Source organism: Curtobacterium sp. NPDC090217 (assembly GCF_044746705.1).
In the GTDB taxonomy this organism is placed as follows: domain Bacteria; phylum Actinomycetota; class Actinomycetes; order Actinomycetales; family Microbacteriaceae; genus Curtobacterium.
Genome location: NZ_JBIVCR010000006.1, coordinates 82,898 through 109,856 on the forward strand (window position 1 = coordinate 82,898; position 26,959 = coordinate 109,856).

Below are 26,959 nucleotides of genomic sequence, written 5' to 3' on the forward strand. Positions count from 1 at the left end.
GACGGGAGGCCCGGTGCCAGCTGGCACCGGGCCTCCCGTCCGTCTGCGCGCTGGTTCAGAGCATGCCGACGGCGGTCGCCCGCCATCTCCCGGCCCGCTCCTCGAGCCGGATCGCGACGGCGCGCGCGTGGCTCCGGGTGTGGACCACGACGCTCGCCTCGGCGACCCCGTCCCGCGGCCGGCTCACGACGACGCTGCCGGCCCGGATCGTCGCGCGTGCGTGTGTCCGCCTGGTCGCTGACCGTGCGCGAGCGGCGTACGCGGCCCGCTGCTGCAGGTGCCGGTGCACGTCGTCGGTGATCCACCGCGCGATGCTGTCGACCTCCCGCGCTCCGGTCAGGATCTCCGCGACGCACAGTGCCAGCGCTCGAGCCGTGTCGGCCGGGTCGGCGAGGGCGGTGTCGTCGGCCCCCGGATCCGGCGGAGCGACCGGGACGACCGCCTGTGCCTCGACCTTCCGCGCATCGTCGTCGATCCGCTGTGCTTCCCGCGCCACCCCGGCCCCTTTCGTTGGTGGGGCGAGCGTATGGTGCATGTGAGATGAGAGATTCACGCACGTTTGACCTGTGGACGGCGGCGAACTGTCCACAGGCCGCCGCACCTAGACTGGGCCGGTGTCGACCCTCAGTGATCTCGTCCTCGCACAAGGCCGATCCTCCGAAGCGGACGTGGAGTGGCTCCACCTGCTCGTCGGGGACTGGCAGCTCCTCTCCGACCTGTCCTTCGCGGACATGGTGCTGTGGGTCCCGACTGCCGAGGACGGCTCCTTCGTGGCCGTCGCGCACGCCCGTCCGTCGTCAGCCGCGACGCTCTTCTACCGCGACATCGTCGGCCAGGAGATCCGCGAGGAGTGGCGCGAGCAGGTGACCGAGAGCTTCGTGAGCGCGAGGGTCGTCGACTCCGCCGAGCCGGACTGGTACGAGGACACCCCGACCCGCGTGCGTGCCATCCCGGTGCTGCGGCGCCTGAGCCCGAAGAGCAAGCAGACCACCGAGCGTCCCATCGCGGTCGTCACGCGCCACTCGAACCAGGACGAGATGCGCACGCCGAGCCGGCAGGAGCTCAACTTCACCGCCAGCGCGAACGACCTGTTCGGCATGATCGCCACCGGCGACTTCCCGGACCTCGGCGCCCCGGCCGGACCCCGTCGTGGTGCTCCTCGCGCCAGTGACGGGCTGCTCCGCCTCGACACCAACGGGATCGTGACGTTCGCGAGCCCGAACGGCCTCAGCGCGTTCAACCGCATGGGCTTCGAGGGGGAGCTCGAGCGGAAGTCCCTCGCCGAGGTCACCACGGAGCTCCTCGGCCAGCAGCTCGACGTCGACGAGTCCCTGCCGCTCGTCGTCACCGGCCGGGCCCCGTGGCGTGCGGACATCGAGTCGAAGGGTGTCACCGTGTCGCTCCGCTCGATCCCGCTCCGTGACCACGGTGAGCGGATCGGCGCGGTCGTCCTCTGCCGCGACGTCACCGAGATGCGGCACCAGGAGCGGGAGCTCATCACCAAGGACGCCACCATCCGGGAGATCCACCACCGGGTGAAGAACAACCTGCAGACCGTGGCGTCGCTGCTGCGGATCCAGGCGCGCCGCACCCACTCGGACGAGGCCAGGACGTCGCTGCAGAACGCGATGCGCCGTGTCGCGGCGATCGCCGTCGTGCACGACACCCTGTCGACCGGCCTCAGCCAGAACGTCGACTTCGACGAGGTCTTCGACTCAGTGCTGAAGCTCGTGACCGAGGTCGCCGCGTCGCACAACACGACGGTCCACCCGAAGAAGACCGGGGAGTTCGGGGTCCTGCCGTCCGAGGCCGCCACCCCGCTGGCGCTCGGCCTCACCGAGCTCGTGACGAACGCCGTGGAGCACGGGCTGGACGGCCGCGACGGCGAGGTCGAGATCGTGGCGAACCGCAGCGACGACCACCTGTCGATCCAGGTGCGCGACAACGGCGTCGGCCTGCCGGAGGGCAAGGTCGGCTCGGGCCTCGGCACGCAGATCGTCCGCACGCTCATCCAGGGCGAGCTCGGCGGGACGATCGACTGGCACACGCTGACCGGCAGCGGCACCGAGGTCACCATCTCGATCCCGTTCCGCTGGGAGACCGCGGCCGCGTAGCGCGGCAGTGCGGTCGCGCCCGGCTGCGAACGTCGCGCCCCGTCGTGACGGGGCGCGGTGTCCGCAACGGGGTGCGAAGCGATGGCCGGGAGGCCCGGGGCGGGTCCGCCGGACCGGCACCGGTCCTCCAGGCGGCTGGGCGGGCGTTTGCACAACGGGAAGCAGTCCGCGCCACGTCAGCGCGTGGTGCGGACTGCTTTCGGTTGTGCGGTCGCGCCCGGCTGTGAACGTCGCGCCCCGTCGTGACGGGGCGCGGTGTCCGCAGCGGGGTGCGAAGCGATAGCCGGGAGGCCCGGGCCGGGTCCGCCGGACGGGCGCCGGTCCTCCGGGCGGCGGGACGGCCGCGGCGCCCGCAACGCACCAGCGGGCACGACGACGCCCGCCACACCCCGAGGGGTGCGGCGGGCGTCAGGTCAGCGCGTCAGGAAGCGCGACGGGCGCGGGCGGCGCGGCGCTTGAGCGCGCGACGCTCGTCCTCGCTGAGGCCGCCCCAGACACCCGAGTCCTGGTTGTTCTCGAGTGCGTACTGCAGGCACATCTCGGTCACGGTGCAACGGGCGCACACCGACTTGGCCTTCTCGATCTGGTCTACGGCCGGCCCGGTGTTCCCGACGGGGAAGAAGAGCTCGGGGTCCGCAGTGAGGCAGGCAGCCTTGTCACGCCAATCCATGTGGTGGTGCTCCTTGAAAATCGATGCTCGAACGGCAGGCCGGGGCCGTGGTTCGGGGCTGGAGAACTCTGCACATGGTCATGTGACGTGCGGGGGGAACCTGTGGGGAGGCGATTCCGCGCGGGGAGAGTCTGACGCCCGCAGAACGCTCGGAAGAAGAGCGTCGAACCACGGGAGACGCACACCACATCGTGCCGTCCAAACGACCTCGAACATCGTTCCATACTGGTATGGCCAAATCAAGGGTTGCATTGCTGGAGGAACACTGTGTCTGACACCACCCCGACCACCCCGGACGTCCACGAGCCGAGGTCCAGGGCGATGATCGTGCTCCTCGTCGTGCTCGCGCTCGAGTTCGCCGCACTCGTCGTCGTGACCGTCGTGCTGCTCGTCGAGGTGCTCGTCTCGCCGGCCACGAGCCTCGCCTCCGGCATCGCCCTGACCGTCCTCTCCGCGATCGCCGCGCTCTGGCTCGGGTCGATGCTCGTCGGCCTCTGGCACCGCCGCGCCTGGGTCCGCAGCGGGATCATCGTCTGGCAGGTCATGCAGGGCGCACTCGCGATCGGTGCGTTCCAGGGCGTCTTCCGGGTGCCGGCCGTCGGGTGGGCGTTGCTCATCCCGGCGCTGCTCGCGATCACGCTGGTGCTGTCGAAGTCGGTGACGTCCGCGCTCGCGCGTCGCGTCGAGTAGACGTCCCCTCAGGACGGACGGGAGGCGCGGTGCCAGCTGGCACCGCGCCTCCCGTCCGTCCTGGTGTCAGACCAGGCCGAGCTTCTTCCGGAGGCTCGCCACGTGGCCGGTCGCCTTCACGTTGTAGAGCGGGAGCTGCACGGTGCCGTCCTCGTCGACGACGATCGTCGAGCGGATCGTGCCGGTGACGACCTTGCCGTAGTTGTTCTTCTCGCCCCATGCCCCGTACGCCTTGTGCACGGCGAGGTCGGGGTCGCTGAGGAGCGGGAACGTGAGCGCCTGCTCGTGCTGGAACTTCTCGAGCGCAGGGAGTTCGTCCTTCGACACGCCGAGGACCTCGTACCCGGCGCCCTGGAGCGACGACATGTTGTCGCGGAAGTCGCAGGCCTCGGTCGTGCACCCTGGGGTCGACGCAGCGGGGTAGAAGTACACGATGACCTTGCGTCCACGCAGGGATCCGAGGGTGTGCTCGGTGCCGTCCTGGTCCTGCAGGGTGAAGTCGGGGGCGGCGTCGCCGGCGGCGAGACGGTCGGTCATGGTGCTCCTGTTCGGTCGGCACCCGGAGGTGGTCACGGGCGCGCGGAACCCATGCTATTGTTGATTCCCGTTGCGGCACACAAGCTGCGACGGAGTCCAGAGTGATCTGGGCATGCACCTCTAGCTCAATTGGCAGAGCAACTGACTCTTAATCAGTGGGTTCTCGGTTCAAGTCCGAGGGGGTGCACCAACGAACCCCGTCCTTCCCGAAGGACGGGGTTTTCTCGTACCACCAGATCTGCCACCGAACCGGTGCATCCCGACGGTGATCGTTCCCCATTCGGCATTTTGTCGATACGTTCGACGGATGTCGCTCATCGTCGCCGACAACCTGGTCAAGGAGTTCTCGCGCCCGGTCCGGGTGCAGGGGGCGTTATCCGGACTCCGGAACCTCTTCACGACGAAGACGATCACGAACCGGGCGGTGGATGGCGTCTCGTTGTCGATCGAGCCCGGTGAGATCGTGGGCTACCTCGGCCCGAACGGCGCCGGGAAGTCCACGACGATCAAGATGCTCACCGGAGTCCTGGTGCCCACGAGCGGCGAGGTCCGGGTGAACGGCATCGTGCCGTGGAAGGACCGTTCGGCGAACGCCCGCACGATCGGCGCGGTGTTCGGGCAGCGCACGCAGCTGTGGTTCGATCTGCCGCTCCGGGACTCGTTCGACGTCCTCGCGAAGCTCTACGGCGTGGCGCCGTCGGCGTACAAGCGGACGCTCGACGAGTTCGTCGACCTGCTCGATCTCGGCTCGTTCATCGACCGACCGGTCCGGACGCTGAGCCTCGGGCAGCGGATGCGCGGGGACCTCGTCGCCGCGATGCTGCACGAGCCCCCGGTGCTGTACCTCGACGAGCCGACGGTCGGCCTCGATGTGGTCGCGAAGGCCCGCATCCGGGACTTCGTCCGCGAGCGCAACCGAGCGGCCGGGACGACGATCATGCTGACGACGCACGACATCGGCGACGTCGAGCAGCTCTGCCGTCGCGTCGTGATCATCGACGACGGGCGGATCCTGTTCGACGGCGAGATCGACGCGCTCCGTCGTGCCTACCTCCCGCACCGGACCCTCCGCGTCGAGCTGTCGGAGCCGGAGCCGCGCGACTGGTGGGTCGACGGCGTCGAGCGGGTGGGGACGCACGAACACGGTGACGCGCACCTGCTCGACCTGCGCTTCGACCCGGCCGAGGTGTCGACCTCGGCGGCGATCGCCAGGACGACGGCCGCGCTGCCGGTGGCTGACCTGACGGTCCGGGAGCCGGAACTCGAAGACGTGATCACGGAGATCTACACGGCCCGGTCGGTGCGCGATGTCGGCTGACGTCGTGCTGACGGACGGATCGGAGGTCCGGGACCGTCCGGCAGGTCCGCTCGCGGTCCGGCTGGCACTGGTCCAGCAAGGGCTGCGGTCAGTCCTGGTCTTCCGCGCCGACGTCATCGTGGGGACCGTGACGACGGTGACGCGGGTCGTCCTCGTGATGCTCGTCTGGCGGGCCGTGTACGGGGAGCGCGGGAGTGTGAGCGGCATCGACCGCGCGGATGCCGTCGGGTACGCCGTGCTCGGCGCGCTGTTCGCGGTCGTGTTCCAGCCGTGGCAGTTCTCGAACCTGAACAGCCGGGTCCGGAACGGCAACGTGGTCTTCGACATCATGCGACCAGTCGGGCTCCTCACGCAGACCGTCGCCGCGCAGCTCGGGAGCTCCCTCGCGAACGTGCCGAAGGCGATCGTGGGGCTCGCGCTCGCGCTGCTGCTCGGCGCCATCCCGGCGCCGAGCTCGGCGTGGCAGACGGGCGTGTTCGTGCTGAGCGCTGTGCTCGGGCTCGTCATCGCGATCCAGTGCAACCTGATCGTCGGGCTCACGGCGTTCTGGACGACCGACGTCGGCGGCGCCTACATGATCTACAGCATGGCGGCGGCGTTCTGCTCGGGGTCGCTCATCCCGCTGTGGTTCATGCCCGACCGCCTCGCCGGGGTGCTCCGGGCGCTGCCGTTCAGTGCGCAGATCTTCACCCCGCTCTCGATCTGGTTCGACAGGACCCCGGGGTGGAACGTGCTCGGCGAGCTCGCCCTGCAGGCCGGGTGGATCGTCGTCCTGGCGTTCGCCGCCCACCTGGTCTGGCTGCGCGCCCTGCGGAGGACGGTGATCAACGGTGGGTGACATCGGGCCTTCGGTCGTCCCGGGGACCGCCACCGAGCCTCCCGGCTGGTTCCGGCAGTGGCGGATCCTGCTCGGAGCGGCATTCCGGCAGTCGCTGATCTACAAGGGCAACCTCGTCCTGATGATGGCCGGCAGCGCGGCCCTGCAGGGGACGCAGCTGCTGTTCATCGGGGTGTTGCTCGACCGGTTCGGCGTCATCGCCGGCTGGTCGACCGCGCAGATCGCGTTCCTGTACGGGCTGCGGCTCACCGCGCACGGCGTCGGGACGGTCTTCTTCGGGCAGCACCTGGCAACCGACCAGGTGATCCGCGAGGGCGACTACGACCGGTTCCTGCTCCGCCCGGTGCCACCGTTGGTCCAGCTGCTGACCAGGTGGTTCAACCTCGGGACGCTCGGCGATCTGGCGCTCGGACTCGGGATCCTCGTCACGGCGATCACGCTCGCGCCGATCGACTGGACGCCCTGGCTCGTCGTGCTCACCATCGCCGCCGCGATCGGGGGAGGGCTCCTCGAGGCGGGGCTGCAGATCGGCCTCGCGGGGCTGTCGTTCCGGCTCGGGTCGACGCGCGACCTCAAGGTCAGCGTCGACAACACCCTCACCGACTTCGGGGCGTACCCGCTGCCGGTGTTCGGGCCCGCCGGCATCTACGCGCTGACCTTCGCGCTGCCGCTGGCGTTCATCGCGTACCTGCCGGCCACGGTCGTGCTCGGCAAGACCGACGAGCTGCTCGTGCCGGTGTGGCTCGCCGAGGCGGCGCCGCTCGCTGGGCCGCTGATGCTCGCGGCCGGCTGGTGGTTCTTCATGCGGCAGTCCCGGCACTACACGAGTCCAGGGGCGTAGCGACGGTCCCATCCAGAGCACCACAGCTGAGCAAGGAGAACAATGCGCGTCATCGCGGACACGTTCATCGGTTCGTCCGGATTCAACGGGCTGGTCAACTTCACCAGCGCGATCCTCATCGCGCTCGATCGCGACCCGGGCGTCGAAGTGGTCGCCGTCGTGCCGTCCGGCCGGGCCCTGCCGGTGCACGACGTCCTCCGCCGGAGCGGCGTCCACGTCGAGGTGCTCCCTGCGGCCATCGAGCGCGTGTTCCGTGACCCCGTGAGGAGTTCGGTGATGCGCGAATCGGGCCTCGTCGCCGCAGCGCGGTACAACTGGACGACGACGACGGCCGGCCTGACGAAGTCGGTGTTCGACGACGTGTTGCTCGGGCGCGTTCCACAGGCCTCCTGACCGAGGGGGGCCTCGTTGCACACGCCGTCACCACGGTAGACTCGTCGAAGTCAGCAACGGGCCGGGATCGTCGCGCTGGCGATGAGTTCCATCCGGAGGGGGAGTCGGAGATCGTGATCACCAGGGAGCCGAAGGGCGGGGCCCTCGACGCCGCCGAGCTTGCTCGCCGTCTCAACCTCCTGCTCGACTTCGAGGAGTCGCAGCGCGGTGCTCCGGTGCCCTTCTCCGCGATCGAGGACTACGTCGACGCTCGCGGGGGATCGCTCTCCCGTGCGAAGTGGACGTACATGATCTCGGGCGACGGCCGTCGCAACCGGGACACCGAGCTGCTGCAGCTCCTCGCCGGCTTCTTCGAGGTGGACGAGCGCTTCCTGCTCGAGGACAGCGAGGTGCCCGAGCGGATCGGCGCCCAGCTCGCCCTCGTCCGGTCGCTCCGCTCGGCGCGCGTCAGCGGCTTCGCGGCACGGACGTTCCCCGGCGAGCTCTCGCCGGAAGCGCTCCGACGGATCGCTGCGGTGATCGAAGAGGAGTCGCAGCGCGGGATCGAGCCGTGACCGCGTCCCGCATCGACGCGTTCTGGGCGCGCGGGCGCGACGAGGGCTGGTCCGGCGTGGACCAGGCCGTCGCCGCCGCGTCGGAGCTCGTCGGCAAGCCGGTCGTCGTGCGCGAAGAGGCGTTCCTCGCGACCGAGCCGGTCTGCGGGTTCGTCGCGACGCTCGAGCACGAGCACCTCATCATGATCTCGCCGACGCCGTCGCAGACCTTCCGTTCGTTCGTGATCGGACACGAGCTCGGGCACGTCCTGCACGCGCACCACGAGGTCTCCGCGCAGTCGGCCTACATCCGCGACGTCATCCCGGACCTGCCCGAGTACAAGGTCGAGCGTGCCATGGCCCGCGGCCTGTTCGAGAACGAGTTCGAGCGAGAGGCCGAGCTCTTCGCGGACCGCCTCGCACAGCTGATCCGGGACCACCGGAGCCGCCCGAGCGCCTTCCGCGGGGTCTTCGGGTGATCCTGTCGGTCGTCCAGGCCGTCCTGCTCGTCGCCGGGGCCGTGGCGCTCTTCGTGCTGCAGCGCGGCCAGGACCGCACGCTCGCGGTGACGTTCCTGCTCTTCTGCGCGACCATCGTCACGAACGTCGACCCGCTCTACCTCTGGCTCGACCCGCTGTTCGGCGGGGTCAACGTCGTCACGGTCGTCAGTGACTGCCTGATGATCGCCGGTACCAGCACGCTGCTCTGGGGTGTGGCGAAGGCCGTCGGCGCCGCGGGGCCGTGGCTCCGGAACGCGATCGTCGTGTCGTGCATCGTCGTCGGCGTCGTCATCGTGACCGCGTTCGTCGTGCTCGACAAACCGGCGACCACGACGACGTTCATGCTCGTCGCGGGGACGCACCCCGCCGCGGCCGTGTACTCGATCGCCCAGACGCTCTACCTCGGGGTCGCGCTCGGGGCGACCGGCGTCATCTGCGTGCTGCACGTGCGCGAGGCCAGGACCCGCACCGACCTCGTCGGGCTGTGGGTGCTCGTCGTCGGCGGTGTGTTCGGCGTGGTCCGGATGGTCGTCGTCGTCGTGATGGACCTGGCGCACGTGTTCGGCGACGTCGCCCTGACCCGCACGCTCTCGCCGCCGTACGACGTCACCACGCCCGGCGCGGTGATCTGCGTCGCGTCCGGCATGCTGCTCCTGGTGATCGGACACCGTGTCGCACAGGCGCGTCGGTCCCGAGCGGTGACGACGGCGATCCGCGCGCTGGAGTCACTGCACGCCCGGGTGGGCACGGACAACGAGTACCCGGTGTCGGCCGACCCCGCCACGCGACTCAGCCGGCTGATCGTCGAGATCAACGACGGTGTCCGGAGCTCCCGGGCAGCCCTGACCGACCGGGAGCGCGCGGTGCTCGCGCGTGCGGAGGCCGCGCTCGATGTGGCCTAGGGCAGTCACGCGCGGGGCGGTCGCGGTCGCGGCGCTCGGTGGCCTCGGCGTCGCGGCAGCGTCCTTCGTGGGCAGGCGCGCGGCCGCGCTGTACGACACCCCCGATATCCTCCCGGACCCGACCTTGACGAGCGTGTCGATCGACGACCTACCCGGGTGGATCGCGCCCGGACCCGACGACGGCGGGCGGTGGGCGCTGTTCCTGCCCGGGCTCGGGTCGCACCCGCTCCGACACCAGGAGGTGGCCCCGGCGTTCCAGGAGCTCGGCTCCGCCTGCCTGTTCGCGTCGCACTCCGCCCGGCGCCCGGCGCGGCGGCACGCGTTCGGTGCCCGAGAGGCAGCGGAGGCCCTCGCGTGGATCCGTTTCGCAGCGGATCGTGGCGCCGAGGAGGTCACCCTGCTCGGCTGGTCGTTCGGTGCGTCCCTGTGGCTCAGGGCGCTGGCAGAGCCGCTCCCGGTGACGATCCGTGCCGTCGTGCTCACCGGCCCGCTCGTCGACTGGTCCGAGACGATCGCACACGGTGCTGGTGCGGGCGTGTTCGGCAGGATCCTCGCCACAGCGGCGCGGGCCGTCCTCGCCACGCCCGTCCTCTGCCGGTTCGCGGGGCAGCCAGCACCCGTGTCGCTCCGACCGGCGCGACGCCCGCTGGTCACCCCACCGCTCGTCGTCGTCCACGGCGACGCCGACACCACCGTGCCGCTCGTGACGAGCGAACGACTCGTCGCCGCGTGGCCTGCGCCGGCGCGCCTGCACGTCGCCGGTGGTGCCCGGCACGGAGCGGAGCGGGACGCCGATCCCACGGGATGGCTCGACGTGGTCACGCCCACCGTGTAAGGTCTGTAGCAATTGCTACACGGCCTGTGGTGATCGCCCGGTGGGACTCGGCCGCGTTGGGGGCGGCCGAGCACCACCGATCTCCGACACCTGCTGCGTAGACTCGTCGGGTGCTCGTCTTCGCCGCAATCGTCCTGTTCGTCGGTGCCCTGTTCAACCTGATCGCCTGGCCGCGCTTCTTCCAGCGCGTGGCGAAGGACACCAGGGCGCGCGACGCATCGGGGCGCCCGACCACGTTCTACACGGTCCACCTCGTGCTCCTGCTGGTCGCGCTGGCGATCACCGCCGCGTCGATCGTCGCGGGCATCCTGCTGCTGGTCTGACGGCGCCTGGGCCTCCGTGTCCGGACCGTCGGTCGGACGGGAGGCGCGCGGCGGGCCCGCACCTGGGCCCACGCCGCCGGTTCCGGACCGACGCGTCAGCGGCGGGTCGGCCGTGCCGGTGGGGAGCCTCCAGTCCGGCCCTGGTCGGGACCACCGCTTCAGGCGCGCTTCAGCGCCGGCCGCCAGAATGCAGGACATGCGTGTGCTGGTGGTCGACGACGAGGTGCGGCTCGCCGACGGCGTCCGCCGCGGGCTCGAGGCCGAGGGGTGGGCGGTCGACGTCGCCCACGACGGTGTCGACGGACTGTGGCACGCGCGGGAGTTCGGCTACGACGCGATCGTGCTCGACCTGATGATGCCCGGGATGAGCGGGTGGGCGGTCTGCGGCCAGCTCCGCGCGGAGGAGAACTGGACCCCGGTGCTCATGCTCACCGCGAAGGACGGCGAGTGGGACCAGGTCGAGGCCCTCGATGCCGGTGCCGATGACTACGTCACGAAGCCGTTCTCGCACCCCGTCCTCGTCGCGCGGATCCGCGCCCTCGTCCGCCGGGGAGCGCGTGAGCGCCCGAGTGTGCTCGCGGTGGGGGACCTGGTGGTCGACCCGGCGGCCAGGACCGTCGCACGGGGCGCGCAGCGACTCGACCTGACGAGCCGCGAGTTCGCGGTGCTCGAGTTCCTCGCCCGGCGTGCCGGCCAGGTCTGTTCGAAGCGCGAGGTCATCGAGAACGTCTGGGACGTCGACTTCGACGGCGACCCGAACATCGTCGAGGTGTACGTCGGACACCTGCGGCGGAAGGTCGACCGGCCCTTCGGGCGGAACTCGATCGAGACGGTGCGTGGTGCTGGCTACCGACTGGCGGCCGACGGTGCCTGAACGGCGCCGGCGGCTCCGCAGTCTCCGCGCGCGGACGACGTTCGGCGCGGTCACGCTGGTCCTCGCGGCGCTCGTGGTCGGATCGGCCGCGTTCGTGGTGGTGCTCCGGCTGGTGCTCGTCGAGGGGGTCAGGTCGAGTGCGGAGAGCGGACTCGAACAGGCGTCCGCCCGGGTCGAGGCCGACGGTGCCGGCGCGGTGGACGGCTACGACGACGTCCTCGTGCAGGTCGTCGGCGACGACGGAGAGGTCCTCGCCCACGGTGATGACGCCGACCCGCCGGCGCTCCCGACCGACGACGAGAGCCGCTGGACGCACGACGGCGAACGGTGGCTGCTCGTGTCCGACGACGTGGACCTTCCGGACGGCACCGAGGCGACGATCGTGTTCGGCTCGTCGCTGGAGTCCGCGGACACGGCGACGACGGCCGTCACCACCTTGCTCGCCGTCGGCGTCCCCGTCCTCGTCGCGCTGATGGGCGTCGGGACCTGGATCGTCGTCGGGCGCTCGCTCCGCCCCGTCGACCGGATCCGGAGCGAGGTCGACGCGGTCCGCGGCGACGCTCGCGGCGCCCGGATCGCCGTGCCGGACACCGGTGACGAGGTCGCCCGGCTCGCGGACACCATGAACGCGATGCTCGAGCGGCTCGACCGGTCGGCATCGGCGCAACGGCAGTTCGTCGCGGATGCGTCGCACGAGCTGCGGTCGCCGATCGCGTCCGTGCGGCAGCACGCGTCGGTGGCGGCTGCGCACCCGGACCGGATCGGGGTCGGTGAGCTCGCCGAGGTCGTCACGGCCGAGAACGACCGCCTCGCGCGGTTGGTCGACGGACTCCTCGTGCTCTCGAAGCTCGACGAACGCGGGGTCGCCGACGGCCGCGCGGTCGACCTGGACGACCTGGTGCTGGCCGAGGTCTCCCGGGTGCGTTCCGCCGGGCTCGTGTCGATCGACGGATCCGGGGTCGGGCCGGCCAGGGTGCTGGGCGATCCTGCTGTGCTGTCGCGCGTCGTGCGGAACCTCGTCGACAACGCCGTCCGGCACGCGTCGGGACGGATCGCGCTGGGCGTGCGTGCGGAGGGCACGTGGGCGGTCCTCACCGTGGACGACGACGGCGTCGGGGTGCCGGGACCGGAACGCGACCGCGTGTTCGAGCGGTTCGTGCGCCTCGACGAGGCCCGCAGCCGCGACGACGGGGGATCGGGGCTCGGACTCGCGATCGTGCGGGACGCGGTGCGCGCGCACGGTGGATCCGTGGTGATCGAGGACGCGCCGCTCGGCGGTGCCCGCTTCGTCGTGCGCATCGCACTCGGTGGATGACCAGCGGGCTTCAGGACTGCTTCAGCACCCTCCCGCCAGGCTCGCCGCATGAACCTCACCGACATGCCCCGCACCCGCCGACTCGCCCTGTCCGCCACCGTCCTGGTCGCCGGCGCCCTCGCCGTGACCGGGTGTGCGAGCGGCTCGGGCGATCCGTCTGGATCCGGTTCGTCCGGGTCGGGATCGTCCAGCGCGGCGGCGTCCGGACCGGCCACCACGGCCGCCGCGTCGAACGACGCCCTGCTCGCCGCGGTCACGACCGCTCGCGACGCCGTCGGCTCCGGGACCGTCATCTCGGTCGAGCAGGAGCAGAGCGGCTCCGCGTGGGAGGTCCTCGTCGTGACCTCCGACCAGGCCGAGCACGAGGTCCACACGAACGCCGACGGCACCGCGACCACGGGCGACCCGGTGACCGACGACTCCGACGCCGACGACCGTGCCGAGAACCAGCGCTTCGTCGACGCCGCGAAGATCGACGTCCGGGATGCTGCAGCGCGTCTCACGGACGAGGTGGCAGGGGCGGTCACGGAACTCGGCCTCGACGACCACGCCGGCACGATCGTCTGGGAAGGTGACGTCCGCGACGACTCCGGGACGAAGCACAGCATCCGCATCGACGCAGGCTCCGGCGACGTCGTCACGAACGTCGTCGACACGGACGACTGACCCGGCAGCGCCCGACGGTGCAGCGGCCGCTGGCGCGTGGGGAGGCCTAACGGTCGTGCCGGCGGAGCCCGTCCACCACGATGTCGAGCAGCCGGCCGGTCTGCGCCGGATCGGTGGTGTCCCGCGTGGACAGCAGCACGCCGATCAGGGCCGCGGTGACGTCATCTGCGACGACGTCGGTGCGGAGGGTACGGTCGGTCAGTCCCGCGTCGAGGAACCGCTGCACGGCGGCGTTCACGCGCTCGCGGGTGTGCACGGTCTCGGCCGCTCCGCGGATCGCCCCCACCCGCACGGTCTCCGCCATACCGCGCTTGGTCTGGACGAACCCGGCGTACCGGTCGGCGAAGGCGCGGAGCGCCCGGTCGGCGGGGAGCTCGGCGAGGAAGCCGTCGACGGTGCCGAGGACGGCATCGAGCTCGACCGCGTACACGGCGGCGACGAGGTCCTCGCGCGTCGGGAAGTTCCGGTAGAGCGTCCCGATACCGACCCCGGCGGAGCGGGCGACGGCTTCGAGGGAGGCGTCCTCGCCGGCAGTCGTGAACGCCGCTCGTGCCGCATCGACGAGCTTCTCGCGGTTGCGCGCGGCGTCGGCGCGGGGACGACGGGACACGTGCGCGTCGGGGCTGGACAAAGTGGAGGTGCCTCCGTTTAGGATGGGAGCCCAAGCGGAGGAACCTCCGCTTGCTGACCAGACTACCGGAGGCTCCCCATGACAGCACCCCTGGACACCGGCTCGCTCGGCGGCCGCACCGTCACACGCATCGGCTACGGCGCGATGGCGCTCGAGCGGTTCGAGGACGACCGCGCGGCCGGTGTCGCGCTGCTCCACCGCGCCGCGGAACTCGGCGTCGACCACGTCGACACGGCGGACTTCTACGGGAACAGCGTCGCGAACGACGTGATCCGGCGGGCGTTCGGCGACTCCGACGCGATCACGGTCGTCAGCAAGGTCGGGGCCGTGCGCGTCGACGCACCGGTGCCGCTCGCCCTCGCCCAGCGCCCGGCGGAGCTGCGCGCGCAGGTGGAGGTGAACCTCCGCACGCTCGGGCGCGAACGCATCGACGTCGTCAACCTGCGTCGGGCGGACACCGGACCCGGGCTCCGCGCCGAGGGGGAGCAGCTCGTCGACCTCGACGACCAGCTCGCGGAGATGGTGGCGATGCGGGACGAGGGCCTCATCGGCGGCATCGGGCTCAGCGCGGTGACGACAGACGTCGTCCGCCGTGCGGTGCCGGCGGGCATCGTGTGCGTGCAGAACGCCTACTCGCTCGTCGCCCGCGAGTTCGAGGACCTGCTGGAGCTCTGCGTCGCCGAGGACATCGCGTGGGTGCCGTTCTTCCCGCTCGGCGGTGCCTTCCCGGGACTGCCGAAGGTGGGAGAGGAGCCCGCGGTGGTGCGGGTTGCGGCCGAGGTCGGAGCGACACCGGCGCAGGTGGGACTTGCCTGGCTGCTCGGGCACGCGTCGAACGTGCTGCTCATCCCCGGGACGTCGAGCGTCCAGCACCTCGAGGAGAACCTCGCCGTCGGCGGTGTGGTGCTCGACGCGGGTCAGACGGCCGCACTCGACGCCGTCTGGGGCGACCGGGTCGCCGCGGGCATCGACGCGCCGAGCTGGCCGTGACGCGGCTCCGCCAGCGGAGTCAGTTCGCGGCCGGCGCCGGCGTGCCGAGGGTCCGGCGGAGTGCCAGGGCCGCGACCCCCTCGTCCGAGGTGTCGAGCAGCACGCGGTAGGTGTCGTCGGGCGTGAGGAACTCGACGCACACCGCGTCGAAGTCGCACGGCTCGATGCGCCACCCCTGCACGGCGTCCATGGGGACCGTCGTCAGCGCGTCGCGCTCGTAGCTCGTCTCTGCGTGCACCCGGTCGCGGAACACTCGGACGCGTCCGAAGGCGCCCCGCCACGTGAGCTGCAGGTCGAGTTCGGGAGAAGGAGAGAGGTCCGGCACCCGCTGATCGTACCGACGGGTGCCGGACCTCTCGGCATCACCGGGACGCCGCGTTGCGCGATGCGGACACGATCAGGCCCGATCGTCCCCGTCGCGGTCGTCTCCGCGACGCACCTGGTTCGCGGGGTCGCGGCCGGTGATCGGGTACGGGCCGGTGACGCCCTCGCGGAGGGACGCGATGCGCAGGATCCGGTCGCGCTGCAGGAACCAGCCGACGATGAGCAGCGGGATCACGATCACGAGCGACGCGATCGTGTACGTGCCGACGGGGTAGTCGATCGCCATCAGCACGATGACGGACGCCAGGAACGCGAGTGTCAACCACGAGGTCACCGGAGCGCCGGGGAGCTTGAACGACGGTTCCTTCGCCAGGCCCTGCTTCGCCCAGGACCGCAGGCGCATCTGGCAGAGGATGATCGTGCCCCACGCGGTGATGATGCCGAGGCTCGCGATGTTCAGGGCGATCTCGAACGCCTGGCTCGGGATGAAGTAGTTGAGGACGACACCGGCGACGGTGAACGCCGCGGTGAGCAGGATGCCGGCGTACGGCACACCGCCGCGGGTCATCTTCGTGGTCCACTTCGGCGCCGAGCCGTTCATGCCCATCGAGTGCAGCGCACGGCCGGTCGAGTAGAGGCCGGCGTTCAGCGACGACAGCGCTGCGGTGAGCACGACGAAGTTCATGATCGACCCGACGATCGCGCCGACCTGCGGGTTGCCGATCGACGAGAAGAACGTGACGAACGGGCTCTCGCCCTCCTTGTACGCCGTGTACGGCAAGAGGAGCGACAGCAGCACGATCGAGCCGACGTAGAAGACCGCGATGCGGAAGACGACGGAGTTGATCGCGCGGGGGATGACCTTCTCGGTGTTCTGCGTCTCGCCGGACGCGGTGCCGACGAGCTCGATGGCCGCGTACGCGAAGACGACGCCCTGCACGACGAGCACGGTCGGGAGCAGGCCGTTCGGCAGGAGCCCGCCGTTGTCCGCCCAGATCGAGAAGCCGGTCTGCACCTGCTGGCCACCCGCCTCGACCGGGAACGCCCAGATGAGCCAGATGAGCGCGATCACGAGGAAGGCGACGAGCGCGGCGACCTTGATGATGGCGAACCAGAACTCGAGCTCGCCGAAGACCTTGACCGCGACCATGTTCGCGGCGAGGACGACTACGAGCGCGATGAGCGCGAGGAGCCACTGCGGAGCGGCGGTGAACGCCGACCAGTACTTCAGGTAGACGGCGACGGCGGTCGTGTCGACGATCGACGTCATCGCCCAGTTGAGGAAGTACATCCAGCCGGCGGCGTACGCGAACTTCTCGCCGTAGAACTCGCGGGCGTACGAGATGAAGGACCCGGAGGACGGGCGGTGCAGCACGAGCTCGCCGAGCGCACGCAGGATGAAGAACCCGAACACCCCCGCGATCAGGTACACGACCGCCAGTGCCGGTCCCGCCGTGTGGAGTCGCCCGCCGGCACCGAGGAAGAGGCCGGTCCCGATCGCACCGCCGATCGCGATCATCTGCAGCTGGCGGGGCTTCAGACCGTGCTGGTAGCCCTCCTGCTCGTGCGAGAAGTCGTTCGCGGGCGCGCGGTCCACCCCGGTGTCGTTCTGCGCTGTCATGCGCGCCACGCTACATGCGCGGTGCAGCAGGGGCGGCACACAAATCTCCGAGGAGCCTGAAATGTAACGAGACGGTTACGATCGCGACCCGCATGAGTCCGCGCGACACGCCGTGCCCGGGGTACACGGATGCCGGTCCTCCGGCGGACGTCGATTCGCGACGGGGGACAACGGTCGATAGCGTTGAACGTCCCCTCAGGGGACACCGACGATCAGGACGCGTCCTCCGGGCAACACAGCGGGGGCCGTACGGTCGGCCGGACCGGGGTCGTCCCGAGTACGACCCCCGCGTGCGTGATCGCTCGCCCTGCGCCCGTCGCGCACGGCTTGCAGCGGTCGCGACGAACAGGGTGCCGGACGACCCGTTCGCAACCACAACACGTCCGTCGTGCGCCACGCGCCACGGTCGTGCGAGGAGCACCGTTGACCATCGCCCCACCCGAGAGCCGGCACGCATCCGCGCCGGACACCCCTGCGACGGCACCCGCTGTCCGGGTCCGTGACATCACCAAGGTCTTCGGGCGACGCCCGGCCGAGGCCGTTCGCCGTCTCGCTGCAGGCGCCTCACGCGACGACGTCCGCGAGTTCGGCTCCGCGGCCGTCATCGACGCGTCGTTCGACGTCCAGCCGGGCGAGATCTTCGTCGTCATGGGCCTGTCCGGCTCCGGCAAGTCGACCCTCATCCGGATGCTGAACGGGCTGCTCGAGCCGACCGCCGGCACCGTGGAGATCGGCGGCCGCACCGTCACCAAGGCGGCGCCGAAGGAGATCCGCGACATCCGCCGGTCGAGCGTGTCGATGGTCTTCCAGCACTTCGCCCTGCTGCCGCACCGCACGGTGATCGAGAACGTCGCGTACGGCCTCGAGGTCAACGGTGTCGAGAAGTCCGAGCGACTCCGCAAGGCCCGCGAGGTCATCGACCTCGTCGGGCTCGACGTCTGGGCCGACGCCAAGCCGGACGAGCTCTCCGGCGGCATGCAGCAGCGCGTCGGCATCGCCCGTGCACTCGCCGCCGAGACCGACGTCCTGCTGATGGACGAGGCGTTCAGCGCCCTCGACCCCCTCATCCGTCGCGAGATGCAGGAACAGCTCGTCGACCTGCAGCAGCGTCTCGGCAAGACGATCGTGTTCATCACGCACGACCTCAACGAGGCGATGTTCCTCGGCGACCGGATCGCCGTGATGCGCGACGGACGCATCGTGCAGATCGGGTCCCCGGAGGACATCCTCACGGACCCGGCGAACGACTACGTCGCGCAGTTCGTGCAGGACGTCGACCGCGCCCGCGTGCTCACCGCCTCGAGCGTCATGGAACCGGCCCGCGCCGTCGTCCCGCTCACCGCGGGACCGCGTGGCGCGCTCCGCGTCATGCGCGACCTGCAGACCGCCGCCGTCTTCGTCACCGGCCGCGGCCGGAAGCTCGAGGGCTGGGTCCGCGACCGGCACGTGATGCGCCAGGTCAAGGCCGGCGACACGAACCTCGACGCGATCGTGAACACCGAGTTCGCCCAGGTCGCACCGGACACGGCCCTCACCGACCTGTTCGAGCTCGCCGTCGAGTCGCCGCTGCCCATCGCGGTCGTCGACGACGAGCAACGGCTGCTCGGCGTCGTGCCGCGCGTGACGCTCCTCGCCGCCCTCGGCAACGTCCCGACGACGACGAGCCCGATCCAGACGCTCGAGCCCGTCACCCGGATCTCGAACGACGACCTCGACGAGACCCTCGCCGCGACCACGGAAGGAGATCACGCGTGATCACCCCCGGCACGAACTCCTTCGGGGACTTCCACCTGCCCCTCGGCAGCTGGGTGTCCGCCGTCGTCACCTGGATCACGACGTACCTCTCCGGGTTCTTCGACGTGGTCCGCTACGTCTTCACCTGGATGGACGCGTGGATGGAGTACTTCCTCTCCACCCCGCCGTTCTGGGTCGTCACCCTGGTCCTCGTCGCGCTCGCCTTCGCCCTGAAGGGCTGGAAGCTCGCCCTCGGTTCCGCGATCGGCCTGCTGTTCATCGTCAGTGTCGGGCAGTGGACGAACGCCATGGACACCCTGGCGCTCGTCATCGTCGCCGCCGGGCTCGCGGTCGTCTTCAGCATCCCGCTCGGGGTCTGGGCCGCGCGCTCCGACGCCGCCAGCCGGGTGATCCGCCCCGTGCTCGACTTCATGCAGACGACCCCGGCGTTCGTCTACCTGATCCCGGCGCTGCTGCTCTTCCGCGTCGGCGTCGTCCCCGGCATCGTCGCGACGATCGTCTTCGCGATGGCTCCTGGGGTCCGGCTCACCGAGCTCGGTATCCGCGGCGTCCCGAGCGAGATCGTCGAGGCCGGCGCCGCGTTCGGCTCCAGCCCGTGGCGCATCCTCCGCCAGATCCAGCTGCCGCTCGCCAAGGCCAGCATCATGGCCGGCGTCAACCAGGTCATCATGCTGTCGCTCTCGATGGTCGTCATCGCCGGCATGGTCGGCGCCGGCGGCCTCGGGGAGCAGATCGTCGCGTCGCTGAACCGCATCGACGTCGGTCTCGGTGCCGAAGCCGGTCTGTCGGTCGTGGTCCTGGCGATCCTGCTGGACCGCCTCACCGCAGCGCTCGGCGGCGGGGCGAGTGGAGCCTCGCGGCTGTGGCGGCGCGACCGCAGGACGGCCGCGACCGCGACGCCGGACGCGGCGACCGCGCCGACCACCGCCACCACGGAGGCGACCGCCTCCGACCGTCAGACCGTCGACGCGTGAGGAAGGACCCCACCATGAAGCGCACCAAGCGAATCGTCGCGACGCTGGCCCTGGCCGCCGCGACCGCCGTCGGGCTCTCCGCCTGCATGCCCCCCGGGTACTACGGCGCGACCGGCAACGTCGCGAACGGCGACCAGAAGTCGATGTCGATCGTCGTCTTCAACGGCTGGGACGAGGACACCGCAGCCAGCCAGCTCTGGAAGTACGTCCTCGACGAGAAGGGCTACGACGTCCAGCTCACGAACGCCGACGTCGCCCCCGCCTACCAGGGGCTGTCGTCCGGTGACTACGACGTCGTGCTCGACACGTGGCTGCCGAACACGCACAAGCAGTACATGGACAAGTACGGCGACCAGCTCACCGACCTCGGTGCCTGGAACGAACAGGCGTCGCTCGAGCTCGCCGTGCCCGAGTACTCGAAGATCGACTCCATCGAGGACCTCGAGGCGAACGCGTCGGACTTCGGGAACAAGATCATCGGCATCGAGCCGGCCGCCGGTGAGACCGCGGTCGTGCAGGACAAGGTGATCCCGCAGTACGGCCTCGGCTCGATGGACTTCATCACGAGCTCGACGCCGGCGATGCTCGCCGACCTCAAGGCCTCGATCGCCAAGAAGGAGGACGTCGTCGTGACGCTGTGGCGTCCGCACTGGGCGTACGACGCGTTCCCGATCAAGGACCTGAAGGACCCGAAGGGCGCGCTCGGCAAGAACGAGGAGATCCACACCATCGCCAAGAAGGACTTCGCCAGCGACTTCCCGCAGGCGTCGAAGTGGATGCGGGACTTCTCGATGGACTCCGACACGCTCTACTCGCTCGAGAACGCGCTGGTCAACAGCGGGGCGAAGGCGAGCGAGTACCCGGCGATCACGAAGAAGTGGGCGTCGGAGCACCAGGACTACGTGGACTCGCTCACGTCGTCGAAGTAACAGCACGACTCTGACAGGAGGCGCGGTGCCAGCTGGCACCGCGCCTCCTGTCCGTTGGTTGCATGGAGGGATGGACATCCTCCTCCGACTCCTCGTCTCGATCGGGTTCGCCCTGCTCGTGACCGCCGTCGCCTCGTTCGTCCTGCACCTCGTCTTCCGGGCGCTCGGGCGCCGCGAGCGCTGGGCGGCCTCGTTGTCCAGGCGCACGAAGCACCCCACCAGGACGCTCCTGCTCGTGGCGCTGCTCTGGACGGCGTTCGCGTCCTCGATCCCCGCGACGTCCGCGTACGAGTGGCGCGCGACCGTCTCGCACGTGTTCCTCGTCGTCACGATCGGCGTCGGCACGTGGTTCGCCTGCGGCCTCGCGATCTTCCTCGAGAGCCTGGGGCTCCACAAGTACCGCGTCGACGTGCCGGACAACCGCGTCGCCAGGCGGATCCGCACGCAGGTCCTCATCCTCCGCCGCCTCACCGTCGCCGTCCTCGTGATCATCGGCGTCGGTGCGATCCTGCTGACGTTCCCCGGGGTCGAGGCCGCCGGTGCCAGCGTCCTCGCCTCCGCCGGGCTCATCTCGGTGATCGCCGGACTCGCGGCGCAGTCGACGCTCGGCAACGTGTTCGCCGGCATGCAGCTGGCGTTCTCCGGCTCGATCCGGGTCGACGACGTCGTCGTGGTCGAGCAGCAGTGGGGGCGCATCGAGGAGATCACCCTGACGTACGTCGTCGTGCACCTGTGGGACGACCGCCGGTTCGTGCTGCCCTCGACCTACTTCACGTCGACGCCGTTCGAGAACTGGACCAGGACGAACAGCGAACTGCTCGGTGCCGTGGAGTTCGACCTGGACTGGCGGGTGCGCCCGGGGGAGATGCGCGTCGAGCTCGACCGGATCCTGTCCCGCACCGAGCTCTGGGACGAGCGCGTGAAGGTGCTGCAGGTCACCGACGCGGTGCAGGGGTACGTGCGGGTCCGGGTGCTCGCGACGTCGCACGATGCCCCGTCCCTGTTCGACCTGCGCTGCTACATCCGCGAGGAACTCGTCGACTGGATCCAGCGCACCCACCCGGACGCGCTCCCGATCCAGCGCGTGCAGATGGTCGACGAGGTCGCGCCGCGCCGGCGGACCGCGTCGACGGCGTCCGACTCCGCGCTCTTCACACCCGACCAGGACGACCGCGCAGCGCTCTTCACCGGTCCGATCCAGACCGCGCACATCCCGCGGTCGGAGCAGTAGACGCGTTCCGCGCGGACGGGAGGCCCGGTGCCAGCTGGCACCGGGCCTCCCGTCCGTCAGACGGCCCGGTCGGGCCGTCCGTCTGATGGTGCGTTCAGCTCACGGCTGACGCGCTCGGACGGCGCGGTCGTCCTCGACGACCGTGCCGATCGCCACGATCGTGGTGGCCAACCAGGCAACCCACGTCAGGGCGAGACGCCAGTCACGCGGCCCCTGCCTGGTGGTCTGCAGCACGCTGTAGCCGCTGATGATCGAACTCCACACCGCACCGTTGAACAAGAACTTGCGCACGGATTCCTCCTGTCGTCGTCGGCGTCCACGCTACTGGTCTGTACATTGGAGCGCCGCCGATCGCGGCCGCTCATGGAGGAGTCATCGTGCGTCAAGCCGTCATCGGGGCAGGTCTGTTGGTCGTCGGCGCCGTGTGCGTCGCACTCGGGCTGCTCCCGTTGCCCGAACTCGCCGAGCTCGCCGACCGGGTCGTGCCCGTGCTCGGGTTCGTGCTCGGGCTCACGATCGTGTCCGAACTCGCCGCCGACGCCGGCGTGTTCGACCGCCTCGCCGACGTCGCCGCACGCATCGGCGGTGGGCGGACCATCGGGCTGTGGGGAGCGGTCGTCGTCCTCGCCGTCCTGTGCACGGTGTTCCTGTCGATCGACACCACCGCGGTGCTGCTCACCCCGATCGTGATCGCCCTGGCCCGTCGGGTCGGGCTCCCGCCGATGCCGTTCGCGTTGACCACCGTGTGGCTCGCGAACACCGCGTCGCTCCTGCTCCCCGTCTCGAACCTGACGAACCTGCTCGCCGTCGACCGCATCGGGCTCGACGGGCCGATCCCGTTCGCCGGGCTCATGGTGTGGGCGGCGCTCGCCGGGGTCGTCGTGCCGTGTGCCGTGCTGCTGGTCGTCTTCCGCGGGCGGTTGTTCGGTCGGTACACGCCCGTCGACGTCCGTCGTCCGGCCGACCCGGTCTTCTTCACCGCCGCGTCGGTGGTGCTCGTCGCGCTCGTCGTCGCGCTCACCGCCGGGGTGACGGTCTGGATCGCGGCACTCGCGGCCGCGGTGGTGCTCGTGGTCGTCGCGGCGTTCCGCGCACCGGGCGAGCTGCGGCCGTCCCGGGTGCCGTGGTCGACGCTGGTGTTCGCCGCCGGGCTGTTCGTCGTCGTCGAGACGCTGCACGCCACCGGGGTGACCGATCCGATCGTGCGCGCGCTCTCCGGCGGGACCGACACCGGGTCGCTGCTCCTCCTCGCCGGTGCCGGCGGGGTCGCCGCGAACGTGATGGACAACCTGCCCGCGTACCTGGTGCTCGAGCCGGCCGCCGGCCACGAGGCCCTCCGCTACGCGGCGCTGCTCATCGGGGTGAACGCCGGGTGCCTCATCACGCCGTGGGCATCCCTCGCCACGCTCCTCTGGCACGCCCGGCTGTCCGCCGAGGGCATCCGGTTGTCGTGGGGGAAGTACATGGCGCTCGGCTGCGTCGTCGCGCCACTGACGGTGGTCGCCGGCGTGCTCGCCCTGGGGGTGTAGCGCGCCGCTCGGTGTCCGCGTCGGGCGCTACAGCCAGTCGCGGTGCTTGAAGACGCGGTAGAGCACCAGGCTCGACACGACGATGAGCGCCACGGAGACGAACAGGCCGCCCCACTGCCCCTCGCCGGGGAACGTCACGTTCTGCCCGAAGAACCCCGTGATGGCGGTCGGGATCGCGATGATCGCCGCCCAGCTCGTCACCTTCTTCATCACGGTGTTCTGCCGGTTCGACGCCAGGTTGAGGTTCGTGTCCAGCACGCTCGACACCGCGTCCCGCAGCTGGTCGGCGGAGTCGGCGATCGACACCAGGTGGTCCTCGACGTCGCGGAAGTACGGGCGGATGCCGTCGGCGATCGTCTCGGCGTCCCCGTGGAGCAGGGACGCGACGCTGTCCTTCGTCGGGACGACCAGCCGCCGGATCACCCCGAGTCCCTTCCGGAGCGCGAACGACCGGCGCTGGATCTGCTGCTCGCGGGGGTTGCCGCGTTCGAACAGGTCGTCCTCGAGCTCGTCGATGTCCTGCTCGATGTCCTCGACCACCGCGGACGCGTGGTCCACCACCGCGTCGAGCAGCCCCCACACCAGCCACGGCACCCCGTGGTCTGCCTGGTCGGCGTTCGCGTCGAGGCGACTCGAGACCTCGCCGATGTCGAAGTCGGCACCGTGGATCGTGACGAGCGCGCGGGGGGTGACGAACGCCTTGACCTCGTGCACGACGACCGAGCCGTCCGCGTTCCGCCCGGCGATGTCGTAGACGACCAGGAACAGGCTGTCGCGGTACCGGTCGAGCTTCGGGCGCTGCCCGCGTTCGACCGCGTCCTCGACGGCGAGCGCGTGGATGCCGAGTTCGACCTCGACGTGTTCGAGGTCCGCCGCGGACGGGTCCGTGTAGTCGATCCAGACGAACGTGTCATCCTCGGCGACGAGGTCCGAGATGCGTTCGACGGGGAAGTCCCGCTCGGCTGCCGATCCGTTCCGCCACGAGCGAGTGCTGACCATGCGCGCCAGCCTAGTGACGGGACGACTGCGCGCCCGGCGGGGAAGCCCCGCCGAGCGCGCAGTCCGTACAGCTCCGGCTCAGTACGCCGAGACCAGCTTGCCGTCCTCGACCTTCAGGAACTCGTAGACGTCGAAGGTGTCCTCCTGGTGCCCGCTGTCCCCGAAGTACGACGTGTAGTCGTACCCGATCACACCGTCCGAGGTGCTCGTCACCTGGATGCTGCCAGAACCCGAGGTCTCCACCTTGAGCTCCGGCATCGTCTTCACCTCGTACTCGACCGCACCGTCCGCGTCGTACGGGCCGTACCAGGGGCAGCCGCTCAGTGCGTCGACGTCGGTCTTCGCGGCGCACGCCGTGATCTCGTCCGTGACGAACTTCTCCGCGTCGGTCGTGAGCTGCTTCGTCGGCTTCGGGGTGAAGTCGACGTACGGGCTCGACGAGCCGCCGATCGACAGCGTCTTCGTGCCCCCGGTGAAGTACTTCGTCCCGCCGACCTCGACCCGGTAGGTGCCCGGGTAGGCGAGCGACCGGAAGGTCCCGTCCGAGATCGTCCCGACCCGCTTCCCGCCGACCGTGACCGGGGCGCCCTCGAGCGCGGACGCGGCGGTGATCGACACGGACTCCGCCAGGGGAGCGGTGACACGCCACTCGTCCTTCACGAGCCAGCTCGTCCCGGTCCGACGGAGCTCCACCTGACCGGAGCGGTTCTTGCCGCCCTGCGTGTAGCTCACGGTGGCCACGGCACGGTCGCCGCTCGTCGCGACCCGCCCCACGCGGACGTCGCTCGGGCGGTTCTCCGCGCTCTTCAGCACCGCGGCGTCGAGCATCGCGGCGTCCTCGGGGACCTCGCTCATCCGCTCGGCGGTCGCGGCGTCGCCCCGGGCGATCGCGTCGACGTAGCTGCGCACCGTCGGCGCAGGGCCCCACACGTTCGAGCGGAGGATCCCGGTGGTCACCGCGCCGGCGACGACCACCACCACGACGGCGCCACCGGCGACGAGCGACCGGACCAGGACCTTCTTGGCACGCGGCGACATGGGCGCAGCGGCGCTCGCCGCATCCGGCCCGACGAACGGCTGCGACGCGCCGACGGACGGATGCGATGCGCCGACGAACGGCTGCGAGGCATCGGCGGTCGGCTGGTCCCCGGCGGCCGGGACACCCGACCACCCAGCGGCCTGGGCGGAAGCGGGACCCGACGCGCCCGTCGGCGCCGCGCCCGTCGGCGCCGCGCCCGCCGGCGCTGCCCAGCCGGGTGCCACCTGGCGCGGGTCGGCACCGACCAGGCGCGACGTGAACAGGACGATGCGCGATCCCAGGCGGGGGACGAGCAGCGGCGCCAGGTACCGCGCGACGACCTCGATCGCCGCACCCCACGCGGCGAACACGACCGGGGTCCACGGCGCGACGCCCATCGACCCGGAGCCGCCGACGACGCTGGACCCGGTCGCCGAGTACGAGAACACCCCGGTACCGAGCACGAACACGACCACGCCGACGACGAGCCAGACCGCTGGTGACACGACCCAGTCGAGGGTGGTCCTGACGCGGTCGTTCCGTCGGACGGCGAGTGCGAGGCCGGCGGCGACGGCGGTGAGGGCGACGAACAGCACGAGCAGCCAGAGCCAGCCGGACGCGCCGCCGAACGCGGAGGCGGTCTGTGCGCCGCTGCCGAAGCCGGACACCCCGACGCCCCCGAGGAACCCGAGCGACACGATCGCCGACGCCAGGTTCCCGACGACGAGCGGCAGCGCCGACCCCCACGACGGCTGGACGACGAGCGCGACGACCACCAGGACGACCGTGACGAGCACCACCAGGAACCCGACCTGCCCGACGGCGACGCGAGCGGTGCCGAGCGTCCGGACGGCGAGCACCCGGCCTCGTGCGAGCACGGACGGGCGGGCCAGGAGCGCGGACGCCGCGCCGACGACGAACGCGCCGAGGACGCTGCCGATGCCGATCGCGTGCACGGCGCTGATCGACACCCCGGACGACGCCGGGAACCGGATGGCGAGCACGAGCCCGGCCAGCGTCGTGAACGCGGTGAGCACCAGCCCGGTCACCGCCGAGGTGACGAGGAGCTGCGGCACGCCCAGCGAGCGGCTGCGGATCCGGCGGGTGAGCACGACGGCGATGACGACCTGCGCCGCGAGCACGAGCGCCGGCGCGACGCCGAGCGACGCGGAGCCCGCGAGGCCGAACAGCGGCACGGACCCCGACACGTGCAGTCGTCCGAAGTCGGCGAGGGCGACCAGCTGCGCAGGAGCCCCGAGCAGCACGCTGATGCCGGACAGCAGGCTCTGCAGGTCGGGAGCGGAGGACGCCGCACCAGAGTCGGGCACGAATCCGCCGTCGATCGACGCGCCTCCGGACGACCCGGACCCGACGGCGACGATCGCCACGGTCAGCAGCAGCGAGATCCCCGCGACGACGTAGGCCGCGACCCAGGCGCCGGCACCGGCGATCGCTGCGGCCAGCCAGTCCCGACCACCGATCGAGCGGAGGAGTCGGCCGAGCGCATCGGGCTCTCGAGGTGCGTCGGGCTCTCGAGGTGCGTCGGGCTCTCGAGGGGGGACGGGTGGGGTGTCGCTCACGGCGGGAGTCCTCTCCGGCCGGGCGGCCG

Annotated in this window: 29 protein-coding genes and 1 tRNA gene; 21 read left to right on the forward strand and 9 right to left on the reverse strand. The window is 70.8% G+C overall.

The window, feature by feature from the left end:
• Positions 1 to 55: 55 nt before the first annotated feature.
• Entirely contained in the window at positions 56 to 496 is a 441-nt protein-coding gene (locus ACIPJ2_RS18205) for an Rv3235 family protein (protein ID WP_402730028.1), read from the reverse strand.
• Between the two features lie 118 nt (positions 497 to 614).
• Here ACIPJ2_RS18205 and ACIPJ2_RS18210 point away from each other — a divergent pair, with 118 nt between their 5' ends.
• Positions 615 to 2,114, forward strand: coding sequence for a sensor histidine kinase (locus ACIPJ2_RS18210; protein ID WP_402730029.1), 1,500 nt, complete (start codon positions 615 to 617; stop codon positions 2,112 to 2,114).
• Positions 2,115 to 2,535: 421 nt separating this feature from the next.
• Here ACIPJ2_RS18210 and ACIPJ2_RS18215 read toward each other — a convergent pair whose 3' ends face one another.
• Complete coding sequence (locus ACIPJ2_RS18215; RefSeq protein ID WP_017888820.1) at positions 2,536 to 2,784, reverse strand: WhiB family transcriptional regulator; 249 nt, start codon at positions 2,782 to 2,784, stop codon at positions 2,536 to 2,538.
• A gap of 267 nt (positions 2,785 to 3,051) precedes the next feature.
• Between ACIPJ2_RS18215 and ACIPJ2_RS18220 the strand changes: the two genes are divergently transcribed.
• Positions 3,052 to 3,474: a hypothetical protein gene (locus tag ACIPJ2_RS18220; RefSeq protein ID WP_402730030.1), complete on the forward strand. Its 423-nt coding sequence runs from the start codon at positions 3,052 to 3,054 to the stop codon at positions 3,472 to 3,474.
• 66 nt (positions 3,475 to 3,540) lie between these two features.
• Here the strand turns inward: ACIPJ2_RS18220 and bcp are convergent, their stop codons facing one another.
• Positions 3,541 to 4,011 carry a thioredoxin-dependent thiol peroxidase gene (bcp, locus tag ACIPJ2_RS18225; protein ID WP_402730031.1) on the reverse strand — a complete coding sequence of 157 codons (471 nt, stop codon included), beginning with the start codon at positions 4,009 to 4,011 and terminating at the stop codon, positions 3,541 to 3,543.
• A gap of 114 nt (positions 4,012 to 4,125) precedes the next feature.
• On the opposite strand from bcp, the gene ACIPJ2_RS18230 reads away from it, so the two are divergent.
• The 13 genes from ACIPJ2_RS18230 (at position 4,126) to ACIPJ2_RS18290 (ending at position 13,349) form a co-directional block, all read left to right on the forward strand.
• Positions 4,126 to 4,201, forward strand: a tRNA-Lys gene (locus ACIPJ2_RS18230).
• A gap of 117 nt (positions 4,202 to 4,318) precedes the next feature.
• The gene (locus ACIPJ2_RS18235; RefSeq protein ID WP_402730032.1) at positions 4,319 to 5,329 is read left to right on the forward strand and encodes an ATP-binding cassette domain-containing protein; all 1,011 of its coding nucleotides are present in this window, start codon (positions 4,319 to 4,321) and stop codon (positions 5,327 to 5,329) included.
• Positions 5,319 to 6,167, forward strand: a complete 849-nt coding sequence (locus tag ACIPJ2_RS18240; protein WP_402730033.1) for an ABC transporter permease — start codon at positions 5,319 to 5,321, stop codon at positions 6,165 to 6,167. Before ACIPJ2_RS18235 ends, ACIPJ2_RS18240 begins: the two co-directional genes overlap by 11 nt.
• Entirely contained in the window at positions 6,160 to 7,008 is an 849-nt protein-coding gene (locus ACIPJ2_RS18245; RefSeq protein ID WP_402730034.1) for an ABC transporter permease, read from the forward strand. The genes ACIPJ2_RS18240 and ACIPJ2_RS18245 overlap by 8 nt, the downstream gene beginning before the upstream one ends.
• Positions 7,009 to 7,050: 42 nt before the next feature.
• The gene (locus tag ACIPJ2_RS18250; RefSeq protein WP_402730035.1) at positions 7,051 to 7,401 is read left to right on the forward strand and encodes a hypothetical protein; all 351 of its coding nucleotides are present in this window, start codon (positions 7,051 to 7,053) and stop codon (positions 7,399 to 7,401) included.
• Between the two features lie 113 nt (positions 7,402 to 7,514).
• The gene (locus ACIPJ2_RS18255) at positions 7,515 to 7,955 is read left to right on the forward strand and encodes a hypothetical protein (RefSeq protein WP_281264950.1); all 441 of its coding nucleotides are present in this window, start codon (positions 7,515 to 7,517) and stop codon (positions 7,953 to 7,955) included.
• Positions 7,952 to 8,413 carry a hypothetical protein gene (locus ACIPJ2_RS18260; RefSeq protein WP_402730036.1) on the forward strand — a complete coding sequence of 154 codons (462 nt, stop codon included), beginning with the start codon at positions 7,952 to 7,954 and terminating at the stop codon, positions 8,411 to 8,413. The genes ACIPJ2_RS18255 and ACIPJ2_RS18260 overlap by 4 nt, the downstream gene beginning before the upstream one ends.
• Complete coding sequence (locus ACIPJ2_RS18265) at positions 8,410 to 9,336, forward strand: hypothetical protein (RefSeq protein WP_402730037.1); 927 nt, start codon at positions 8,410 to 8,412, stop codon at positions 9,334 to 9,336. Before ACIPJ2_RS18260 ends, ACIPJ2_RS18265 begins: the two co-directional genes overlap by 4 nt.
• Complete coding sequence (locus tag ACIPJ2_RS18270) at positions 9,326 to 10,171, forward strand: alpha/beta hydrolase (protein WP_402730038.1); 846 nt, start codon at positions 9,326 to 9,328, stop codon at positions 10,169 to 10,171. Before ACIPJ2_RS18265 ends, ACIPJ2_RS18270 begins: the two co-directional genes overlap by 11 nt.
• Positions 10,172 to 10,281: 110 nt before the next feature.
• Complete coding sequence (locus tag ACIPJ2_RS18275) at positions 10,282 to 10,494, forward strand: SCO4848 family membrane protein (protein WP_402730039.1); 213 nt, start codon at positions 10,282 to 10,284, stop codon at positions 10,492 to 10,494.
• 196 nt (positions 10,495 to 10,690) lie between these two features.
• The gene (locus ACIPJ2_RS18280; protein ID WP_402730040.1) at positions 10,691 to 11,368 is read left to right on the forward strand and encodes a response regulator transcription factor; all 678 of its coding nucleotides are present in this window, start codon (positions 10,691 to 10,693) and stop codon (positions 11,366 to 11,368) included.
• Positions 11,361 to 12,683 carry a sensor histidine kinase gene (locus ACIPJ2_RS18285; protein WP_402730041.1) on the forward strand — a complete coding sequence of 441 codons (1,323 nt, stop codon included), beginning with the start codon at positions 11,361 to 11,363 and terminating at the stop codon, positions 12,681 to 12,683. The genes ACIPJ2_RS18280 and ACIPJ2_RS18285 overlap by 8 nt, the downstream gene beginning before the upstream one ends.
• A gap of 48 nt (positions 12,684 to 12,731) precedes the next feature.
• Positions 12,732 to 13,349 carry a PepSY domain-containing protein gene (locus ACIPJ2_RS18290; RefSeq protein WP_402730042.1) on the forward strand — a complete coding sequence of 206 codons (618 nt, stop codon included), beginning with the start codon at positions 12,732 to 12,734 and terminating at the stop codon, positions 13,347 to 13,349.
• A gap of 46 nt (positions 13,350 to 13,395) precedes the next feature.
• Here the strand turns inward: ACIPJ2_RS18290 and ACIPJ2_RS18295 are convergent, their stop codons facing one another.
• The gene (locus ACIPJ2_RS18295; RefSeq protein ID WP_402730043.1) at positions 13,396 to 13,980 is read right to left on the reverse strand and encodes a TetR/AcrR family transcriptional regulator; all 585 of its coding nucleotides are present in this window, start codon (positions 13,978 to 13,980) and stop codon (positions 13,396 to 13,398) included.
• Between the two features lie 78 nt (positions 13,981 to 14,058).
• Between ACIPJ2_RS18295 and ACIPJ2_RS18300 the strand changes: the two genes are divergently transcribed.
• Positions 14,059 to 14,970: an aldo/keto reductase gene (locus tag ACIPJ2_RS18300; RefSeq protein WP_402730044.1), complete on the forward strand. Its 912-nt coding sequence runs from the start codon at positions 14,059 to 14,061 to the stop codon at positions 14,968 to 14,970.
• Positions 14,971 to 14,989: 19 nt separating this feature from the next.
• Here the strand turns inward: ACIPJ2_RS18300 and ACIPJ2_RS18305 are convergent, their stop codons facing one another.
• Together ACIPJ2_RS18305 and ACIPJ2_RS18310 are read right to left on the reverse strand one after the other, a co-directional pair.
• Complete coding sequence (locus tag ACIPJ2_RS18305; RefSeq protein ID WP_281264939.1) at positions 14,990 to 15,295, reverse strand: hypothetical protein; 306 nt, start codon at positions 15,293 to 15,295, stop codon at positions 14,990 to 14,992.
• Positions 15,296 to 15,367: 72 nt separating this feature from the next.
• Entirely contained in the window at positions 15,368 to 16,915 is a 1,548-nt protein-coding gene (locus ACIPJ2_RS18310) for an amino acid permease (RefSeq protein WP_402730045.1), read from the reverse strand.
• A 429-nt stretch (positions 16,916 to 17,344) separates the two neighbouring features.
• Between ACIPJ2_RS18310 and ACIPJ2_RS18315 the strand changes: the two genes are divergently transcribed.
• From ACIPJ2_RS18315 to ACIPJ2_RS18330, 4 genes are all read left to right on the forward strand, one after another.
• Positions 17,345 to 18,670, forward strand: coding sequence for a glycine betaine/L-proline ABC transporter ATP-binding protein (locus tag ACIPJ2_RS18315; RefSeq protein WP_281267601.1), 1,326 nt, complete (start codon positions 17,345 to 17,347; stop codon positions 18,668 to 18,670).
• A complete protein-coding gene (locus ACIPJ2_RS18320) occupies positions 18,667 to 19,644 on the forward strand; it encodes an ABC transporter permease (RefSeq protein ID WP_402730046.1) in 978 nt (325 codons plus the stop codon). Before ACIPJ2_RS18315 ends, ACIPJ2_RS18320 begins: the two co-directional genes overlap by 4 nt.
• 14 nt (positions 19,645 to 19,658) lie before the next feature.
• Complete coding sequence (locus ACIPJ2_RS18325) at positions 19,659 to 20,573, forward strand: glycine betaine ABC transporter substrate-binding protein (RefSeq protein WP_402730047.1); 915 nt, start codon at positions 19,659 to 19,661, stop codon at positions 20,571 to 20,573.
• A gap of 70 nt (positions 20,574 to 20,643) precedes the next feature.
• Complete coding sequence (locus ACIPJ2_RS18330) at positions 20,644 to 21,804, forward strand: mechanosensitive ion channel family protein (protein ID WP_402730048.1); 1,161 nt, start codon at positions 20,644 to 20,646, stop codon at positions 21,802 to 21,804.
• Positions 21,805 to 21,903: 99 nt separating this feature from the next.
• Here ACIPJ2_RS18330 and ACIPJ2_RS18335 read toward each other — a convergent pair whose 3' ends face one another.
• Positions 21,904 to 22,095, reverse strand: a complete 192-nt coding sequence (locus ACIPJ2_RS18335; RefSeq protein WP_281264934.1) for a hypothetical protein — start codon at positions 22,093 to 22,095, stop codon at positions 21,904 to 21,906.
• Between the two features lie 86 nt (positions 22,096 to 22,181).
• Here ACIPJ2_RS18335 and ACIPJ2_RS18340 point away from each other — a divergent pair, with 86 nt between their 5' ends.
• The gene (locus ACIPJ2_RS18340) at positions 22,182 to 23,333 is read left to right on the forward strand and encodes an SLC13 family permease (RefSeq protein ID WP_281264933.1); all 1,152 of its coding nucleotides are present in this window, start codon (positions 22,182 to 22,184) and stop codon (positions 23,331 to 23,333) included.
• A 27-nt stretch (positions 23,334 to 23,360) separates the two neighbouring features.
• On the opposite strand, the gene ACIPJ2_RS18345 is transcribed toward ACIPJ2_RS18340, so the two are convergent.
• Positions 23,361 to 24,332, reverse strand: a complete 972-nt coding sequence (locus ACIPJ2_RS18345) for a magnesium transporter CorA family protein (protein WP_402730049.1) — start codon at positions 24,330 to 24,332, stop codon at positions 23,361 to 23,363.
• Positions 24,333 to 24,410: 78 nt separating this feature from the next.
• Positions 24,411 to 26,930: a hypothetical protein gene (locus tag ACIPJ2_RS18350; RefSeq protein WP_402730050.1), complete on the reverse strand. Its 2,520-nt coding sequence runs from the start codon at positions 26,928 to 26,930 to the stop codon at positions 24,411 to 24,413.
• Positions 26,931 to 26,959 lie beyond the last annotated feature (29 nt).

What these genes read in the sequence shown, in the direction of transcription:
- ACIPJ2_RS18215 (WP_017888820.1), bottom strand. Translation starts at nt 2,784, where the DNA reads ATGGATTGGCGTGACAAGGCTGCCTGCCTCACTGCGGACCCCGAGCTC.
- bcp (WP_402730031.1), bottom strand. Translation starts at nt 4,011, where the DNA reads ATGACCGACCGTCTCGCCGCCGGCGACGCCGCCCCCGACTTCACCCTG.
- ACIPJ2_RS18235 (WP_402730032.1), top strand. Translation starts at nt 4,319, where the DNA reads ATGTCGCTCATCGTCGCCGACAACCTGGTCAAGGAGTTCTCGCGCCCG.
- ACIPJ2_RS18240 (WP_402730033.1), top strand. Translation starts at nt 5,319, where the DNA reads ATGTCGGCTGACGTCGTGCTGACGGACGGATCGGAGGTCCGGGACCGT.
- ACIPJ2_RS18250 (WP_402730035.1), top strand. Translation starts at nt 7,051, where the DNA reads ATGCGCGTCATCGCGGACACGTTCATCGGTTCGTCCGGATTCAACGGG.
- ACIPJ2_RS18270 (WP_402730038.1), top strand. Translation starts at nt 9,326, where the DNA reads ATGTGGCCTAGGGCAGTCACGCGCGGGGCGGTCGCGGTCGCGGCGCTC.
- ACIPJ2_RS18280 (WP_402730040.1), top strand. Translation starts at nt 10,691, where the DNA reads ATGCGTGTGCTGGTGGTCGACGACGAGGTGCGGCTCGCCGACGGCGTC.
- ACIPJ2_RS18290 (WP_402730042.1), top strand. Translation starts at nt 12,732, where the DNA reads ATGAACCTCACCGACATGCCCCGCACCCGCCGACTCGCCCTGTCCGCC.
- ACIPJ2_RS18300 (WP_402730044.1), top strand. Translation starts at nt 14,059, where the DNA reads ATGACAGCACCCCTGGACACCGGCTCGCTCGGCGGCCGCACCGTCACA.
- ACIPJ2_RS18310 (WP_402730045.1), bottom strand. Translation starts at nt 16,915, where the DNA reads ATGACAGCGCAGAACGACACCGGGGTGGACCGCGCGCCCGCGAACGAC.
- ACIPJ2_RS18325 (WP_402730047.1), top strand. Translation starts at nt 19,659, where the DNA reads ATGAAGCGCACCAAGCGAATCGTCGCGACGCTGGCCCTGGCCGCCGCG.
- ACIPJ2_RS18330 (WP_402730048.1), top strand. Translation starts at nt 20,644, where the DNA reads ATGGACATCCTCCTCCGACTCCTCGTCTCGATCGGGTTCGCCCTGCTC.
- ACIPJ2_RS18345 (WP_402730049.1), bottom strand. Translation starts at nt 24,332, where the DNA reads ATGGTCAGCACTCGCTCGTGGCGGAACGGATCGGCAGCCGAGCGGGAC.